The organism is Pseudomonadota bacterium (genome assembly GCA_039033415.1).
GTDB lineage: Bacteria > Pseudomonadota > Gammaproteobacteria > Xanthomonadales > SZUA-38 > JANQOZ01.
The window spans coordinates 317439-334899 of record JBCCCR010000001.1; the positions used below are offsets into that span (position 1 = coordinate 317439).

Genomic DNA, 17461 nt, shown 5'->3' on the forward strand with positions numbered 1-17461 from the left:
TTTTGTAGCTTGAGTATTCACGGATGGCCCAGGGCAACTTCATTACCCGCTTCTTCGGCGGGATCTGGAAACTGATCGACTTCGGTCGACGTGTCGCGCACCTCATCTTCCTCGCCCTTTTTTTCAGCATCATCGGTGCCGTGGTCCTGGCGACGGGTGAGGGGCCGCTGCTGTCGATCAAAGATCGCTCCACGCTGGTGCTGGCGCCGGAAGGCATGGTCGTCGAGCAGTACACCACGGACGCCACGCAGCGGGCGCTGGGCCAGCTCATGGACGAAGAGTTGCCCGAAACCCGGATGCGGGATCTGCTGGCGGCGATCGACGAAGCCAGCCGCGACAGCCGCATCGACCGGATGTTGATCCGCACGGACTACCTGTGGGGCATTGGGCCGTCGCAGCTTCAGGAGCTGAAGTCGGCTATCGGTCAGTTCAAAGACAGCGGCAAGCCGGTGATCGCCTACGGCTACGGCATGTCGCAGCAGCAGTACTATCTGGCGGCGCTGGCAGACCAGGTGTGGCTGCACCCTGAGGGTCTGGTGCTGCTGGAAGGTTACGGCGTCTACCGAAATTATTATAAAGACGGTCTGGACAAGCTCGCCGTCGATGTCCACTTGTTTCGCGTGGGCGAGTACAAGTCCGCCGCTGAGCCCTTTATTCGCAACGACATGTCGGACTACTCGCGGGAAGCAAACCGCTACTGGCTCGACAGCCTGTGGGATCAGTACCTGACCGAGGTTGCGGCGCAGCGCGATCTGACGCCAGAACAGCTGGCCAGACACGTCGATGAATTTGGCGAAGACCTGCGCAAAGCCGGAGGCCGCGCTTCCGAAGCGGCGCTGGCCGCCGGCCTGGTGGACCGGGTCGGTACGGAAGACGAGCTCCGGGAGTACCTGCTGAGCGACGGCGTTTTTGATGCCGACATCGAGAGCTTCCGCCAGATCGACGCGGAAACCTATCTCGCGGCGCAGAACAGCTTCGCTTTGCCGCAGGGTGATCAGGTTGCCGTGGTGGTGGCTCAGGGCGCTATCGTGCCGGGCGATCAGTCTCAAGGTACCGTGGGCGGCGAATCTACCGCACGCCTGATCCGTCGGGCGCGAATGAACGACAGCACCCGCGCGCTGGTGCTCCGCGTGGACAGCCCCGGGGGCGCGGTGCTGCCTTCCGAACAGATTCGGCGCGAGATCGAGCTGACCCGTGCCTCGGGTATCCCGGTGGTGGTGTCGATGAGCTCCGTTGCCGCGTCCGGTGGCTACTGGATATCGATGAGTGCCAACGAAATTTGGGCCAACCCGGCTACCATCACCGGTTCGATCGGCATCTTCGGCCTGCTGACCAACTTCCCGCGAACCTTGGAGAAGGTGGGCGTTTACACCGACGGCGTTGGCACCACCCGCATCGCCGGGGCGCTGCGCTCTGACCGTCCGATGCAGCCTCATATCGCCGACATCATTCAGCAGATCATCGAAGACGGCTACGAACGCTTTATCGGCAAGGTGGCCGCCGCGCGGGAAATGACGCCCGAGGCCGTGGATCAGATCGCCCGGGGTCGTGTATGGAGCGGGCAGCAGGCCCGCGACCGTGGTTTGGTGGACAAGCTCGGCGGTCTGAACGACGCGATTGCTTCTGCAGCAGAAATCGCCGATATCAGCAGCTACAAGACCATCTACGTGGAGCAGCAGGTCTCAGCACTGGAGCAGTTTTTGCTGGATCTCACCGCCCGGCTGCCGAGCTTCAGCGTGTCGCGAGACACCACCCTTGGCGCCTTGCTTCGCGCGCCGCTGCCGACCGATCTGGAGCTGCTGCTGGCGCAGCCAAAAGGTCAACAGCCCGTCGGCGTCTACGCGTACTGCTTCTGCACGCTTTGAGGGCGGCCCACTAGAGGCCCACTAGCCGTCAGTCTTCGAGCCGCTCTGCCAGGCTGAGGATACGCTGCGCCTTGTAGACGATCGGGTAGTCGATGAAGTACCCGTCGAGCTGGATGGAGGCTGAACCTTCGGCCTCGGCCGCTTCGAAGGCGGCGACCACGCTGCGGGCGTGAGCAATTTCCTCATCCGACGGGCTGAAGATCCGGTTGGCCGGCGCGACCTGGTCCGGATGGATGCACAGCTTGCCCTGAAAGCCCATCTCGAGACCGTTCCTGGCCGAAAGCTCAAACCGGTCGTGATCCTTGATTTGCAGCACCACCGTATCAATCGGCGGCTCAAGCTCCGCCACCCGGGAGGCGAGGACCAGTCGGGCCCGCGTGTCGGCCAGCGCTCGCTCTTCGGGCTCCCACCGCAGGTTGAGATCAAGGTGGAGGTCGCCAGCGCCAAACGCGAGGCGCCGTATCCGCGTGGCGGCCTGGCAGATCTCGTTGATCTGAGCTAGCCCTCGGGCGGTCTCAATGATCGGCATCAGGTCGATGCTGCCCTCAGTCAGCTGGTGGCGTCGTTCGAGCTGGTTCAATACCCAATCAACCGCAATCAGCTGCGCGGCTGACTCCGTTTTTGGCAGCACGATGCCGTCCAGCCCAGGTCCGACCACCGCTAGCAGATCGTCGAAACACCAGGGCGTTTCAAAGCTGTTCACGCGAACGTAGGCGCGGCAGGCGCGCGGCTTCTTGAGCGCCTCAACCAGGGAATCCCGGGTGGGCGTTTTTTGATCGTTGGCGACAGCGTCTTCCAGGTCCAACACCACCGCGTCGGCCCCGACGGTCAGACATTTTTCGACTTTCCTCGGGTGATTGCCCGGCGCAAACAGATAGGTGCGGCTGGGGAGAGTCTCGAGGGGAGTCATGATCCGGTGCTCCAGTCACGTTGCATCGTCAGGGAATATTTGAATCGTTCGCTGGGGTGGCGCACGACGGACACTTCAAAAACACGGTCTTTGCCGTGGTATCGCCGCAGGATATTCATGGCTGGCTGGCCTTCGGGCACGCCGAGGGCCTCAGCGTGGGAAGACGCCAGCAGCTCGGCGGTGAGCTCCACTTCGACGCTGCGGATTCGTTCGCCAAAAACCTGTTCGATGACGTCGTAGAGCGGACGCGGGTCCGTGCCGATGTACTTCTCCACGCTGCGGTAGCGGCGCAGGACATAGACGTCGGTCCAGCACAAAGCCAAGCCACTCCGGCTGTCGCGGCGGATGGCGCTCAGGCAGCTCCAGTGGGAGCGGGGCGGGATGCCCAGCGTTTTGGCCAGCTCTGCGTTTGCGACCAGGTTGGCGCTGCCGACATGCTCCAGCACCGTATCGGCAGGGTATTGAAGAAGTTCCGATACCGACTGCATGCGCTGAACGTAGCCAGACCGGGCCACGTCCGAGGTGACGACGGTGCCGATGCCCTTGTGTCGCTGAATGAACCCGCCATCCTCCAGCATCCGGAGCGCCTCGCGAATGGTGTGTCGACTGACCTTATAGCGCTGCCGGAGCTCGTGTTCGCCCGGCAGCTTGCTGCCGACCGTCAATCGTCCCTTTGCGATTGCCTCGCAAATGCCGTTGGCGATCTCCCGGTAACGGGGGCCTTTGCCGGTGCGTGTTTTTGCCATGGTGATCCCTGGTGTTGAACGCGGCTGCCGGCCGCTGAGCGGCGCGATCCGCGACAGACTCCGCGGGCGACAGGTTCCGGTTTTTGTCCCCGTGTGTCAAAAGTGCTGGCCGGCAATGAGGAATGTCCGGACATTTACTTGAACCGATTCGGCGATTGGGGGCACACTGTCGGGATGAATACCCACAGCGCATTCGATCAGGGCTCGCTGGGCGTTGCTGCATCGCCTGAGTCGAAGTCTACCCGACCCATGGTGTCACCGGTCGGCGACTGCCACTTCGGCGTTGAGGTGACGGGTGTTGACCTTCGCGACTTGACCACCGAAGACTTGGGTTGGGTCAGGCAGGTGTGGTCCGACAACCCGCTGCTGCTGGTCCGGCGGCAGCTTCTGACCGAAGACAACCTGATGGATTTCAGCCGCTTTTTTGGCGATCTCGAAGTGGTCGTCCGCAAGGATATTCATTCTCGGCACAACCCCGAGATCGCGCTGGTTTCCAACCTGTATCTGGAGGACGGCAGCAACATCGGCGGGCTGGGAACGTATGAGCTTCGCTGGCACAGCGACCAGAGTTACCGGACCCGTCCGGCCACCGGAGCAGTGTTCTACGCTCTTGAGATTCCCCCGGAGGGTGGCAACACGCGCTGGATCGATATGGTGCAGGCCTGGGCGACGCTCGATCCCGAGATTCAGCGTGTGCTGGAAGGTCGCATGGGGCAGTTTGCCTACCAGATGTACAACACCGACATCACCGCTGAGCCTGATGCCAAAGACATCCGCGCCCGCACGCCGGACGCCGAGCATCCGCTGGTGCTCACGCACCCAAAAAACGGGCAGCGCAGCCTGTACTTTGATCCGAGTCAGACCTACGCGATCGCCGGTTTGCCGCACGACGAGTCGGACGAACTTGTGCGGCACCTGTCAGAGCACGTCGTCGATCCGAGGTTTATCCAGGAGCACCAGTGGCATATCGGCGACGTGATGCTCTGGGACAATTCTCGCCTGCTCCATTCCCGCTGCGCCTTCGACCCGTTACACCCCCGGTTGGCCAAAAGGACGACGGTCTTCCTCGAGCCAGACTGGTTCCCGGTTCCTGCATGAGTAACGAGAGCAGCGGCCCGCTCGCGGGCATTCGCGTGATCGAGCTCGGACAGATTCTCGCCGGCCCGTTCACCACAACCATGCTGGGCTATTTCGGCGCCGAGGTGATCAAAATAGAAGCGCCTGGTGCTGGCGATCCGATCCGAGGCTGGCGAACGGTTCGCAACGGCACATCGCTGTGGTGGCATAGCCACGCTAGAAACAAAAAGTCCGTCACCATCAACCTCAAAAGCCCGGACGGCCAGCAGATGGTTCGGGACCTGTGTCAGCACGCGGACGTGCTGGTGGAGAATTTCCGGCCTGGGCAGATGGAGCGCTGGGGCCTCGGGCCAGACCCGATCAAGGCGATCAATCCGGAACTGATCTACACCCGCATTTCGGGCTACGGACAGACCGGACCCGACGCGTCGAAGCCGGGTTTTGCATCGGTCTGCGAGGGGTTCGGCGGCTTTCGGTACGTCAACGGTGTCCCGGGCGAGCGGCCGGTGCGGCCCAATCTCAGTATCGGCGACACGCTGGCCGGCATCCACGCGGCGCTGGGCGTCTGTCTGGCGCTCATCGCCAGGCTTCGCCGCAAGTCCGATGGGGGGCAGGTGGTCGATGTGTCGATTTTTGAGAGCGTGTTCAACCTGCTGGAAGGCGTAGTTCCCGAGTATTCGGGCGCCGGCCAGATACGGGAGCCCGCCGGCACCACCATCACGGGTATCGCACCGTCCAATACCTATCGCTGCGGCGACGACAAGCTGATCGTGATCGGCGCCAACACCGATTCGATGTTCGAACGGCTGATGCGCGCTATGGGTCGAGACGATTTGGCGGAAGATCCCGGGCTCAGCAGCAATGCCGGTCGAGTAGAGCAGCAGGAGATGCTGGACGACGCAATCGAGACCTGGACCCGGACGATGACCATGACGCAGGCGTTGGCTGCACTGGAGGAAGCGTCGGTTGCCGGCGGTCCGATTTACAGCGTCGAGGACATGTTCAACGACCCTCAATATCAGGCTCGCGAGCTGCTCGAATCAGTCACCGTCGACGGCGAGCCGTTGGTGATCCCGGCGATTGTGCCGCGGCTGACCAAAACCCCAGGTAGTACGCGCTGGACTGGGCCGAAGCTGGGTCAGCACACCGACGAGGTGCTCTCGGAGCTGCTTGAGCTCAGCGACGAGGCGCGGAGCAAGCTGCGTAGCAACGGCGTGATCTAACGAATTTCGGATTACGGGAGCTGGCGGCCACCGCGCCGCGAGATCGCCGTCAGGCGGTTAGCTGAAGGCTGCGAATGGCAGCCTCGTCGGCCCGCTCCATCGGTCGACCGTCCACCGGGCTGAGCGGCGCCTGCCGCCGAGCGTGGAGCGGAAATACGGTCGCTTCGATCGCCACGTCTCCCGCCATAAATCGGAATAGCGGATAGCTCCGGTGGTCTTCGCGTGTCACCCGTAAGCGCCGTTCTCCCTGATCGTAAGGGACCCCTTCGCGTTCGAGAAACAGGGCGACAGCCTCGGGCGTATCCGCGAACAGGTGCAGGTTGACGGGGCTATTGCTGTTGGCCGTCCCCGCCAACACGGGGCCAACCAGTCTGGCGTGAAACTCGGAGAAAAAACGAACGCCCTCGAGCGCGGCATCCCGCAGCGTCCTGAGCAGCTGGCGATGGTCGTTCCCGCCAAACAGCGCCTGGTGGCTGCGAATGGCTTCTTCGATATCAACGTTTCTCGGCAGCGCGCCCCGGCCGCTCAGGCCCAACCGCTCCGCTGCCTTGAGTTTGGCCGCGTGAAGGTCTCTCAGGGACTGCTCGATCACGATACGAGCAGCCTCGTTGGCGATCAGCTGGCGCTGTCGATTCGCGTTTCTGGGCACGGGAAGATCCTTAGAAGATGCCGTAGGGGTCCTGTTCGGCGCCGGATTCTCGCACGTCTTCGGGTTCGGTGTCCGGGAGCGTCCCCTGGCGAAAGTACTCGGTCAGGCAGCCGCTGCGCTGCGCGCTGCAGAGCAGGCCGGTATCCGGATTGATCTGCGCCACCGCAACGCCGGCGGGCAGCTGCTCGTCGACTTCGGGAACGCCGTCGAGTGCCTGTCCCATATATTCAATCCAGATCGGCAGCGCGGCTTTGCCTCCGACCTCGTTGCGACCGAGGCGCAGCAGCTGATCGAACCCTACCCAGACCGTGGTCGCCAGTGCAGCGTTGTAGCCGGAAAACCAGGCGTCGCGCTGGTCGTTGGTGGTCCCCGTCTTGCCAGCCAGGTCGCCTCGGCCCAGCCTCAGCGCCGACTTTCCGGTGCCGCGTCGGATGACGTCTCGAAGCAGCGACTGAATCAGATAATGTGTGGGGGGCTCAAGCGCCTGCGCGGCCAGCCGGGGCGCCTCGCGAGCCGCCTGCTCGGTGGTCTGGTCCGCGGCCATCGAAACCGCGGGGTCAACCTCATCCGGGTTCAAGCGCTGGGGGCATTGCGCGCAGGCAAAGGCGGGCCGGGCCTCAAACACGGCGCGGCCCTGACCGTCGACGATTCGATCGATGAAGTAAGGGTCGATACGGTAGCCGCCGTTAGCAAGGCCGGCGTAGGCTCGCGCCATGGCCAGCGGCGTCACCGCGCCACTACCCAGGGCCATCGACAGATCGCGGGGAATGTCGGCGCCGTCGAAACCGAAGCGCTGGACGAACCGCCACGCGTAGTCGACCCCGATATCCCGCAAAACCCGGATCGATACCAGGTTGCGGGAGTTGACCATGCCTTCCCGCAGCCGGGTCAGGCCGAAGAACTGCTCGCTGAAGTTTTCGGGTTTCCAGCTGCGCTCCAGCTGATCGTCTTCGAACACGATTGGCGCATCGTTGACGAGCGTTGCCGGCGTGTAGTCGCGGTCGAGGGCGGCCGCGTACACAAACGGCTTGAAGCTTGAACCGGGCTGACGCTTGGCCTGCGTCGCGCGGTTGAACTTGCTGCGCTGAAAGTCGAGTCCGCCGACCAGCGCTCGCACCGAACCATCTTCCGGGGCCAGGGACACCAGGGCCCCCTGCACGTCGGGAATCTGGGTCATCTGCCACTGGCCCTCATCGTCGAGCGCCACCCGGATAACGTCCCCGACGGCCACCACGTCCGCGACGGTTTCGGGGGCCGGTCCTCGCGAGTTGACGTCCTTGTAAGCGCGGGCCCAGGCGATAGACGCAAGCTCGACGGCAACCGTCTGACCGTCGGGCAGATAGGCCAGGAAAAACCCTTCATCCAGCGACAGCACCAGCGCCGGCTGCATGCCGCTGACAACGCCAAACCGATCGAGAACGTCGTCCCAGTCGGCGGAGGTCGCAGTTTGGCTCAGCTCGAACTGGGCCTCCGGCCCGCGATAGCCGTGCCGCTGATCGTAGTCGATCAAACCCTTGCGTACGGCACGGTTGGCGGCGTGCTGCAGACGGGAATCGATGGTGGTGTATATGGTATAGCCACCGGAGTAGATGTCGTCGCCGAGCATCGTCAAGGCTCGGCTGCGTGCCAGCTCGGCGGCATAAAGCGCGTCAACTTCGATCGTCGGATCGTGGGCGTAAGCGTAGTCTTGGGCTTGGATTGCGGCCTTGGCTTCCGCCTCGGGGACATAGCCTTGCTCCGCCATGCGCCGCAGCATGTAGTTGCGGCGCCGCGTGCTCAGGTCCAGGCTGCGCAGCGGGTTGACCCGCGAGGGCAGCTGGGCACAGGCGGCGATCATTGCGCTTTCGGCCAGCGTCAAGTCGTCAACGTGCTTGCCGTAGTAGCCCTGGGCCGCAGCGGCAACGCCGTAGGCTCGGTTGCCCAGGTAGATCTTATTCAGGTAAAGCGCGAGGATCTCGTCTTTGGTGAGCTCACGCTCGATCTTGAGCGCCAGAAACCATTCCTTGAGTTTCCGGGTAAACAGCTTTTCCCGAGACACGAGTCCAAAGTCCCGCGCCAGCTGTTGCGTGATGGTGCTGCCGCCTGGACCCTTCTCGCCACCGGTTTTTGCGATGTGCCAAATGGCGCGCGCGATACCCTGGTAGTCCACGCCGGGATGCTCATAGAAGCGGGCGTCCTCGCCGGCGATGAAGGCGTTTTTAAGGTTGTCCGGGATCTGGTCGATGGTTAGGGGTGATCGGCGCTTTTCGCCATAGACCTGCATCAGCTGGCCGTCACTGGAATAAATCCTTAACGGAACCTGCAGCTGAACGTCGCTCAGGACATCCACGTCGGGAAGTCCGGGATTGATGATCAGGTAGCTGACGAAGAGCGTACCGGCACCCAGCAGGACGCCCGTAAGGCCCAGAATTGACAGCCATTTAGTGATTTTCAGGGCGCGACGGATTCTGGGAGACATGTTTGGGGTCGGAGTGTGAACTGGATCAAGGTCCCTGGGGATGGGACAGTATAAAAGAGGTTAAGCAAAGGCTCTAGCTACCTGTGCACATTACAATTTCGACCGGATAATCGAAGAAAAGATCCGGCGTACCCTTTAAAATAGTGCGCGTTGAAAGGGTAATCGGGGCTTTTTTCTGAGGGGGTTAACGAATTTTTTCCTTTGTGTTGATCCCTAGTTGACTTTCGTATTTAATGTTAACTTGTAATTAATTGCCGTAAGGCAGTGTTGTAAGGACAAAAAGTGTGGCGTTGTTCAGCAACAAGATGCCGCCCCTGGTCGGCCTGGATATCAGTTCGACAGCTGTAAAGCTGCTGCAACTGAGCGGGGGAGATGGTCGCTACAAGGTCGAAAATTACGCGGTAGAACCACTGCCGGCGAATGCCGTGGTGGAAAAAAACATCGCGGAAGTCGAGGCTGTGGGGGAAGCCATCGGGCGCGCCGTCAAGCGCTCGGGCACCCGCGCGAAGCATTGTGCGCTGGCGGTAGCCGGCTCGGCTGTGATCACCAAGGTGATCAACATGCCGGCCGACCTGACCGAGGCCGACCTGGACAGTCAGATCCAGATCGAGGCCAATCAGTACATTCCCTATCCGCTCGACGAGGTCAGCCTGGACTTTGAGGTGATCGGGCCCATGCCCGGTAACCCGGAGATGATGCAGGTGCTGCTGGCCGCGTCTCGAACCGAAAACGTCGACATCCGCGTTGCCGCGGCTGAACTCGGCGGCCTGACCGCCAAGGCGGTGGATGTCGAAGCGTTTGCCATGGAGAACGCTTTTGTCCTGGTTGCTGACCAGCTGGGTATCGACCCGAAGGCGCGGGTCGCCATCGTCGACGTCGGCGCCACGATGACCACGCTGATCGTGCTGAACGAAGGCCGCACCATCTACACACGTGAACAGGTGTTCGGCGGCAAGCAGCTCACCGATGAGGTGATGCGCCGCTACGGTCTATCTTATGAGGAAGCGGGGCTCGCGAAGCGTCAAGGCGGTTTGCCTGAAAGCTACGAACAGGAAGTGCTCGAACCCTTCAAGGACGCGATGGTGCAGCAGGTGAGTCGCTCCCTGCAGTTCTTCTTTTCCTCCAGCGAATTCGATTCCGTCGAGCATGTGGTGCTGGCCGGCGGATGTGCATCGATCAACGGCGTCGCTGATCTGGTGCAGCAGCAGCTAGCCATTCCCTGCACCATCGCCAATCCGGCCGCCAATATGAGCGTGGCTCCGCGCGTTCGGGCGCAGGCGCTGGGCGCCGACGCGCCGTCGCTGATGATTGCCTGCGGACTGGCCTTGAGGAGTTTTGACTAATGGCCCGCATTAACCTACTGCCGTGGCGCGAGGAACGTCGCCGGCAGCGGCAACAGGAATTCTACGCAGTGTTGGGTGGTGCGGCGTTGATGGGGCTGGTCGCCTTTGTCGGGGTCAACATGCAGCTGGGCGCCATGCAGGATCACCAGGACGGCCGCAATCAGATCTTGCGCAACCAGATTGCGGTGCTGGATCGACGCATTCGAGATATCGAAGCGCTGGAGCGAGAGCGGGCGGAGCTCGTTGAGCGGAAGCTGGCGATCGAAGAGCTGCAAAAGAGCCGCACGGAGATTGTGCGCCTGTTTGATCAGATCGTTCGCACCATTCCCGACGGCGTGAGCCTGGAAAGCGTCAAGCAGGCAGGAACTCGGGTGACCCTGGAGGGGTTGGCGGAATCCAACGCGAAAGTTTCGGCCTACATGCGCAGCCTGGAAGGCTCGCCATGGATGCGCAATGCGGACCTCAACATCACGGAGGCTGAGGGAGACGGTCGGCGGTCGCTGTACAAGTTCAAGGTCGAGGTACAGGTGGGTCCAGAGCCGCAGACCGACGACTCGCAGGACCAGGGAGTGGCGGGATGAACTGGGAAGAAATTAAGAATCTCGACTTCGAAGATCCCGGTGGCTGGCCGCCGGTCGCCAAGGGTGTCGCTGCGGCTGCGGTGGTCGTCTTTATCCTGGTGGTTGCCTACTTTTTGAAATTCAAAGACGAGTGGCAGGTCCTCAAGGACAAAGAGCAGCAGGAGATTACGCTGCGGGCCGAATTTGAGACCAAGCAGCAAAAGGCCGCCAACCTTGAGAAGTACCGGACGCAGCTCGCCGAGCTGCGTAAGCTGTTGGAAGATCTGATCGACCAGCTGCCCAATCAAACCGAGATGGCCAAGCTGCTGCAGGAAGTCTCGCAAAAGGCGATCGGTTCTGGCATCGACGTGGACAAGTTTCAGCCCCAGTCGGAAGTACTGAAAGAGGTCTACGCCGAGAAGCCGATTACCTGGGAAATGGTCGGCGGCTATCACCAGTTCGGCGACTTCGTGTCAGAGATTTCTGACCTCCCGCGGCTGGTTGTGGTTACGCAAAACATTACGCTCCAGCCGGCGGACGATGACACCAACCGGCTCAAGCTCTCCGGGACGGTCAACACCTATCGTTACCTGACCGAAGACGAGCAGCTGCAGATGGCGCAGCCTCCGCAAGGAGCACAACGCTAATGAAATCGGCGACTTACACGATCCTAGCGGCGCTGCTGCTGGCCGGTTGCACCGGCGGAACCGGAGATCTCGAGCGGTACATCGATCAGATCAACAGTCGGGCAGGCGAGGAAATCGAACCACTGCCGGCGCCGGTTGATCCGCCGAAACTCATTTATCAAGCCCACGACCTGCGCGATCCGTTCACCGGCGGTCCGCTGCTGGTTGATGAGCCCGCGCCGGAGGCTGAGGCTGAGATAGCGGGTGCCGCCACCGGTCCTCGACCCGATCCAAACCGGCCGAAGGAAGACCTGGAGCGGTTCGAGCTGGATAGCCTGGAAATGGTCGGCACCTTTTTCATCGACAGCGTGCTCTATGCGTTGGTGGAAGACCCCGATGGTTTGCTGTATCGGGTTAGGGAAGACAATTACATGGGGCGCAATCACGGTCGGGTGATTGCGGTTTACGAGGATAGTGTGGAGCTCGTGGAGCTGCTGCCCGATGGCGAGGGGTGGCAGGAAAACCGCGCAGAAGTAGCTCTCGATGAAGAATAAGCGGATCCGGTTTGGGGGATCAAAAATGAACGTAATGCTGACAAAAACTGCTGCAAACACGGCCGCTGGCTGGCGCGCCGGTGTGGTGGCCGCGGTGATGTTATGTCTAGGGGCCGGTCAAGCGATGGCTCAGTCAGTGCTGGAGGAGATCAGCTTCAGCACGGGCTCGGGTGGCGCGGTTGACATCATCATGACCCTCGACGGCAGCGTGCCTGATCCACAGGTTTTCACCACCGACAACCCGGCTCGAATCGCCATCGACCTGATGAACACCACCAACGCGGTGCAGCGACGCACGCTGGAAATCGGCACCGGTGCAACCCGCAGCGTTTCGGCGGTTGAGGCTGGCGGTCGCACCCGTGTGGTCATCGACCTGTTCCGCTCAGCGCCCTATGACACCCGGGTGGAAGGCGACCGGCTGGTGGTTTCTGTTCAGGGCGGCTCCCGGACGGTCAACGCCGCCAGCTCTTCAGTACCCACCGGCACGATGAGCAGCGCGCCCAGCGGCGCGCTGGCGGTGGAAAACGTTGACTTCCGTCGCGGCGTCAACGGGGAAGGCCGAGTCATCGTGACCTTCAACGATGCTGGTGCCAACGTCGATCTCAACAAGCAAGGTAACCGCCTGCGCGCCTACATCTACAACACCGAAATTGCTCCGGAGCTCGAGGAGCGGCTCGACGTGCTCGACTTTGCTACCCCGGTCGAGCTGATCGACACCCTTCGCGACGGTAACCGCATCCGGATGGATATCACGGTCCGGGGCGAGTACGAGCATCTCGCCTATCAAACGGGCAACCAGTACGTGGTCGAGATCCAGGAGTTCCAAGAGGAGGAGCTGGATCCCGAGCTGGAAATTCTCGAGCCAAAGGAATACGAGGGCACGCGCGTTTCGTTCAACTTCCAGGACATCCCGGTGCGGGCGGTGCTGCAGCTGATCGCCGACGTTTCTGGGCTGAACATCGTGGTCTCTGATTCGGTGTCGGGTAACGTCACGCTCCGACTGCAGAACGTACCCTGGGATCAGGCGCTCGACATCCTGCTTCAGGCAAAATCGCTGGACATGCGGGAAAACGGCAACGTGATCTGGGTTGCCCCGGCAACCGAAATTGCCACCCGGGAGCAGCAGCTGCTGCAGGCCCTCAAGGACAAGCGCGAGCTGGAGCCGCTGCGTTCCACCTTTGTCCAGGTCAACTACGCGAAGGCAACGGATCTTAAGAGCATTATCGAAAACGCCGCGAGCGGCTCAGCCACCGACGGCGCCGGGCTGCTCTCCGCGCGAGGCAGCGTCACCGTCGACGAGCGGACCAACGTGCTGCTGCTGACCGATACGCCCGACCGCCTCGAAGAGATCCGCGAGCTGGTCAACCGGCTCGATCGGCCGGTACGTCAGATTCAGATTGAATCGCGGGTGGTCATCGCAACCGACAGCTTCAGCGACGAGATTGGCGTGCGCTTTGGCCTCACCGGCGGTTACGAAGACAACGACGGCAACATCCTCAGCGTGGCGGGATCTTCCACTGCGACCGACCGGATGAACAACCTGGCGTTGGTCAATCGACAGGTCAATGCTGGCCGCTCGGGCTTTCCGATCATCGGCCCCGACAACCCGCCGGCGGGCATTTCGGTGCCGCCGCTAGGCGAGCGTCTCAACGTTAACCTGCCGGCATCGAACACCGCGGGCAGCTGGGCGCTTGGACTCCTGACGTCCGACTACCTGCTCGATCTCGAGCTCTCGGCCCTGGAGAGTGAGGGGCGCGGTGAGGTGATTTCCAGCCCGCGGCTGATCACTGCCAACCAGCGGGAGGCCTTCATTCAGCAGGGCGTCGAAATTCCCTTCCAACAGGCGGCCTCTAGCGGCGCGACCAACATCAGCTTTAAGGACGCGGTGCTCGAACTGCGCGTCCAGCCGCTGATCACACCAGACGACCGCGTGATTCTCGATGTGGCGGTCAAGCAGGACACGATCGGGCAGCTGGTGCCGGTCGAAGGTGGTGGCCAGGTCCCGAGTATCGATACCCGGGAGATTCAGACCCAGGTGCTGATCGACAGCGGCCAAACCGTTGTCCTGGGCGGGATTTACGAGCAAACGATCCGCGAAGATAACAACAGGATTCCGGTATTGGGTGACATCCCAGGGCTCGGCACGCTGTTCCGTCAGCGTACCAGCCAAAACGATAAGTCGGAGCTGCTGATTTTCATCACGCCGACCATTCTGAATGACACCCTGAATCAGAACTGACAACAATCGGATGCTTCGGGGAGAAGCACCACACATGACGATGACTAACTTGGGGGCAGGACCGACCGTGGAAGGCCTAAGGACCATGATGAGACTTAAACGACTGATGACGTCAGCGGTGTTGCTGTGCACCGCAGTGGGACTGACCGCCTGTGGCGGCGGTGGTGGCGGCGGCGCGGCGGAACCACGAGCGCCGATCCGCGTAACAATTGAGGCGGACAGTACGAATCTGCTGTCCAACAAAGGCGAGGTTTTCTACGAGCCCGGCTCTGACTTTGCGACAAACGTCCGCGTTGTCGTTCGCAATCCGGACGGCCAATCGGTTGTCGACGGCACGGTGGTTGGGCTTTCGGTGGCTACTTCAGCCAACGGACGCTTCTCCACGACCGACGATCTTCGTACGCAAACCACTCAGATCCAGGTGCCGACCACGGCCGGTGAGGCGCTGGCGGTTTTCCACACGCTGGAAGGCACCGGCAATACCGTGCTGCGGGCGACGGTGAGCGACCCTCAGTCCAACCAGAACATTTCGAGCGAAGTGACCGTCGCGATCAGCGAAGGTCCGGACGGGGTCAATCGCATCACGCTGACGCCGAATCGTCTGACGATCCCGGCACGGCCGCTCGGAGTACCCATTTTCTTCAACTCGCCCTATCTGGCCGAAGTCGACATTACCTACCGCGAGGCTGACGGCACCATTGGCGCGCCGCAGGACGGCGAAGTCGCCGTTAGCATCAATCCGGTCGGCATCGCGGCGTTCTCGACGCTCGACGATCCCGAGACTGACGACGTCAACGAGTTCTTTGTGCTGTTTGGCAACGCACCGGTAGAACTGGCCGCCGGCGGCAAGATTTTTGTGCACGCCGAAGATCGACCGGGGATCGTTACCGTTTCAGCCAGCGCGCAGGACGTGACCAGCGGTGAAATCTTCGACGCGCAGCTCGAGATTGAAATTGTCGAGGCTGCTGCTGATGGGCGCCCGGCAAGTCTATCGTTCGCTCTCCCGCCGCTGCCGCAATACGTGCAAGGGGCCGGCGGAACCAGCGCGCAGGCGTTTGAAGTCTTTGTGCAGGATGGTGCAGAGAACTTTATTGAAGACCCTGCTCCCGGAACGAACAACGTATTCCTGGAAATCTTCACGGAATCCCCGGACTCCGGTGCTGTGCTGCGCGGCACAAACAACAGCGGTACGCCGGTTGAGGGTACCTCGATCGCGCTGGCCACCACCGGTGGCATCGTCAGCGCCAGCCTGGTGAGCGGCACGGAGCCGGGCCTGGTACGGATCCGCGCGGCTGCTGACGCAGCGGATAACAACGTCAGCAACGGCATCGAGGCCGCGGTGGTAAGCGAATCCTCGGCGGTGATCTCCGACGGTGTGCCCTTCTCCGTAACGCTTACGTCGATCCCGATCAACAGCCTGACCGTGAACCCGGTGGATCCGAGTGTGGTGATCACCGACGACAATGGGTTCCCCGTCGAGCCGAACGCGACTTACAGCCTGCGGGTCAACGCGATTGTGACCGACCGCTTCGGCAATCCGCCGGCACAGCAGGTTCAGCTGCAGGCCGGCTTGATCGACGCGCCGATAACCGGCTTTCCCACCCAGGGGGCTGGCACCTTTGATCTGTCGGGCGTCGACGGCGACCCATTTGAGGGTGGCACCGGGTTCTTTGCCCCGACTGGTGAATTCCGCACTGCCGGCGGCGGTGCAGGCCCGGGCGACACGCTTATCCTGTTCGGCAAGGAGGTTGTCGGCAACGCCGACCTCGAGAGCGCCCGTACGGTGGCTCAGGTCGTGGATCAGACCAATATTAATGTCGACGAGCCGTTCAACTTCAACGACACGGTCGGCGGTTCCATCGACAACGGTCCGGAGATTCCGTACGTGATCGGTCGCGCCACGACCGGCAACATCGAGTCCGCTTTTGTGACGGACAGCAACGGTGTGGCGACCACGCTGCTGAATTACCCGGTGTCCCAGCTCGGGCGCACGGCGGCACTCTATGTGCAGGGCGCCAATGGCGGCCTCGGAGGTGCAGGCAACCTGGCCACCTACGCTGACGCAGCGCTGATCCGCTATCCGGGTCTGCTGCCGCTGACGCTGACGGCGACGCCTGATTCGGTGCCGGCGAACGTGCCCTCAAATGTGCTGGTTTGCGTTGAGGACGCGGCCACCGCCCCGATTCGCGGGCAGTTCATCGGCTTCGCATTCTCTGAGCTGGAGGGAACCGGCACCGTGGACGGTATTCCCGGAAGCGGCACCGTGGCCAACCCGACTGGCGAAGACGGCTGCACCATCGCAGTGGTCGAGACCGCCGGTGTGGGTACCGATGCGTCAGAAGGTATGCTGACCTTCTTCACGGGCGACGCAACGGCCGTAGTCACCATCAACCCGCCGTCGAGTGCGGTGCTGCAGGCTTCGCCCTCGTCATTCCGCGCGGGCCCGGCTGTGACCACTGCGACCTCCACCCTGCGCTACCTCGCCGGTGGTGCTCCGGTGGCCGGGATTGCGATCAGCGGCACCTGTGATGTGTCCGACGGCTTCCTGTCGATCATCGATCAGCCGGCGCTGACCGACGACAACGGCGAGTCCGAAGTACGCTTTTCGGTCCAGCTTGACGACGGAACCTTCGGCAGCAACGTCGGCGAGGGTACGTGTACCTTCGAGGCCAGCGACGGTACGTCGGTGGATGTCGAATTCCAGGGCTTTGACACCTGCGCGAACCAGGTCAACGTGAGCCCCGCACCGCCCCCCGGCGCCTGCGGCGACGTCATGACGACCTCCGTCTCGCTCACGGCGGAGTTCGATCAAACGATCGCGGCTCTGGGTAACGTGACCATCAGCGCAACGGGCGCGGCCATTTCATGCGTCTTCAATGCCGGTACCAGCACCGTGTCTGGCACCTGCGCTGACACCAGCATCCCGACCAACACCACCGTCACGCTGTCCCTGTCGTTCGCCAACGCGGCTGATGAGTCGGACTTCATGATGAACGGCAGCTGGTTAGGTGAATGTGCCAGCGCCGGCAGCGCGCTGCAGGCGACTGTGCAGCTCACCAACGACGCGATCTGCCGAGTCACGTTCTAAGGCATAGCTTGCCGACGCCGACCGCCTGGTCGGTGTCGGTCGCCTAACCCTATGCAGGCCAGCTCACCGAGCTGGCCTTTTTCATGGAGGCGACTTCCACGGTGCCCAAATGCCGCCGCCGGC

General features: G+C 62.1%; 13 protein-coding genes. 9 read left to right on the forward strand and 4 right to left on the reverse strand.

Annotated features, from left to right (window positions below; translation table 11 throughout):
* Window positions 1-23: 23 nt before the first annotated feature.
* Window positions 24-1865, forward strand: coding sequence for a signal peptide peptidase SppA (gene sppA / locus AAF358_01330; protein MEM7704161.1), 1842 nt, complete (start codon window positions 24-26; stop codon window positions 1863-1865).
* A 28-nt stretch (window positions 1866-1893) separates the two neighbouring features.
* On the opposite strand, the gene AAF358_01335 is transcribed toward sppA, so the two are convergent.
* Window positions 1894-2775, reverse strand: a complete 882-nt coding sequence (locus AAF358_01335; GenBank protein MEM7704162.1) for a CoA ester lyase — start codon at window positions 2773-2775, stop codon at window positions 1894-1896.
* On the reverse strand, window positions 2772-3521 hold the full coding sequence (locus tag AAF358_01340; protein MEM7704163.1) for a GntR family transcriptional regulator: 750 nt from the start codon (window positions 3519-3521) through the stop codon (window positions 2772-2774). Before AAF358_01340 ends, AAF358_01335 begins: the two co-directional genes overlap by 4 nt.
* Window positions 3522-3695: 174 nt before the next feature.
* Here AAF358_01340 and AAF358_01345 point away from each other — a divergent pair, with 174 nt between their 5' ends.
* Complete coding sequence (locus AAF358_01345; GenBank protein ID MEM7704164.1) at window positions 3696-4619, forward strand: TauD/TfdA family dioxygenase; 924 nt, start codon at window positions 3696-3698, stop codon at window positions 4617-4619.
* Complete coding sequence (locus tag AAF358_01350) at window positions 4616-5821, forward strand: CaiB/BaiF CoA-transferase family protein (protein ID MEM7704165.1); 1206 nt, start codon at window positions 4616-4618, stop codon at window positions 5819-5821. The genes AAF358_01345 and AAF358_01350 overlap by 4 nt, the downstream gene beginning before the upstream one ends.
* Window positions 5822-5870: 49 nt before the next feature.
* Here the strand turns inward: AAF358_01350 and AAF358_01355 are convergent, their stop codons facing one another.
* A complete protein-coding gene (locus AAF358_01355) occupies window positions 5871-6470 on the reverse strand; it encodes a hypothetical protein (GenBank protein ID MEM7704166.1) in 600 nt (199 codons plus the stop codon).
* Window positions 6471-6480: 10 nt separating this feature from the next.
* Complete coding sequence (locus AAF358_01360; GenBank protein ID MEM7704167.1) at window positions 6481-8928, reverse strand: penicillin-binding protein 1A; 2448 nt, start codon at window positions 8926-8928, stop codon at window positions 6481-6483.
* 305 nt (window positions 8929-9233) lie between these two features.
* Here AAF358_01360 and AAF358_01365 point away from each other — a divergent pair, with 305 nt between their 5' ends.
* The 6 genes from AAF358_01365 to AAF358_01390 all read left to right on the forward strand — a co-directional run bounded on the left by AAF358_01365 (window position 9234) and on the right by AAF358_01390 (window position 17338).
* A complete protein-coding gene (locus AAF358_01365) occupies window positions 9234-10271 on the forward strand; it encodes a pilus assembly protein PilM (protein MEM7704168.1) in 1038 nt (345 codons plus the stop codon).
* The gene (locus tag AAF358_01370; GenBank protein ID MEM7704169.1) at window positions 10271-10852 is read left to right on the forward strand and encodes a PilN domain-containing protein; all 582 of its coding nucleotides are present in this window, start codon (window positions 10271-10273) and stop codon (window positions 10850-10852) included. The genes AAF358_01365 and AAF358_01370 overlap by 1 nt, the downstream gene beginning before the upstream one ends.
* Window positions 10849-11478: a type 4a pilus biogenesis protein PilO gene (locus AAF358_01375; GenBank protein ID MEM7704170.1), complete on the forward strand. Its 630-nt coding sequence runs from the start codon at window positions 10849-10851 to the stop codon at window positions 11476-11478. The genes AAF358_01370 and AAF358_01375 overlap by 4 nt, the downstream gene beginning before the upstream one ends.
* Entirely contained in the window at window positions 11478-12011 is a 534-nt protein-coding gene (locus AAF358_01380) for a pilus assembly protein PilP (protein MEM7704171.1), read from the forward strand. The genes AAF358_01375 and AAF358_01380 overlap by 1 nt, the downstream gene beginning before the upstream one ends.
* 25 nt (window positions 12012-12036) lie before the next feature.
* Window positions 12037-14250 (forward strand): type IV pilus secretin PilQ, encoded by a 2214-nt coding sequence (locus AAF358_01385; protein ID MEM7704172.1) that lies wholly within the window; start codon window positions 12037-12039, stop codon window positions 14248-14250.
* An 85-nt stretch (window positions 14251-14335) separates the two neighbouring features.
* Entirely contained in the window at window positions 14336-17338 is a 3003-nt protein-coding gene (locus AAF358_01390; GenBank protein MEM7704173.1) for a hypothetical protein, read from the forward strand.
* The last annotated feature ends 123 nt before the right edge of the window (window positions 17339-17461 follow it).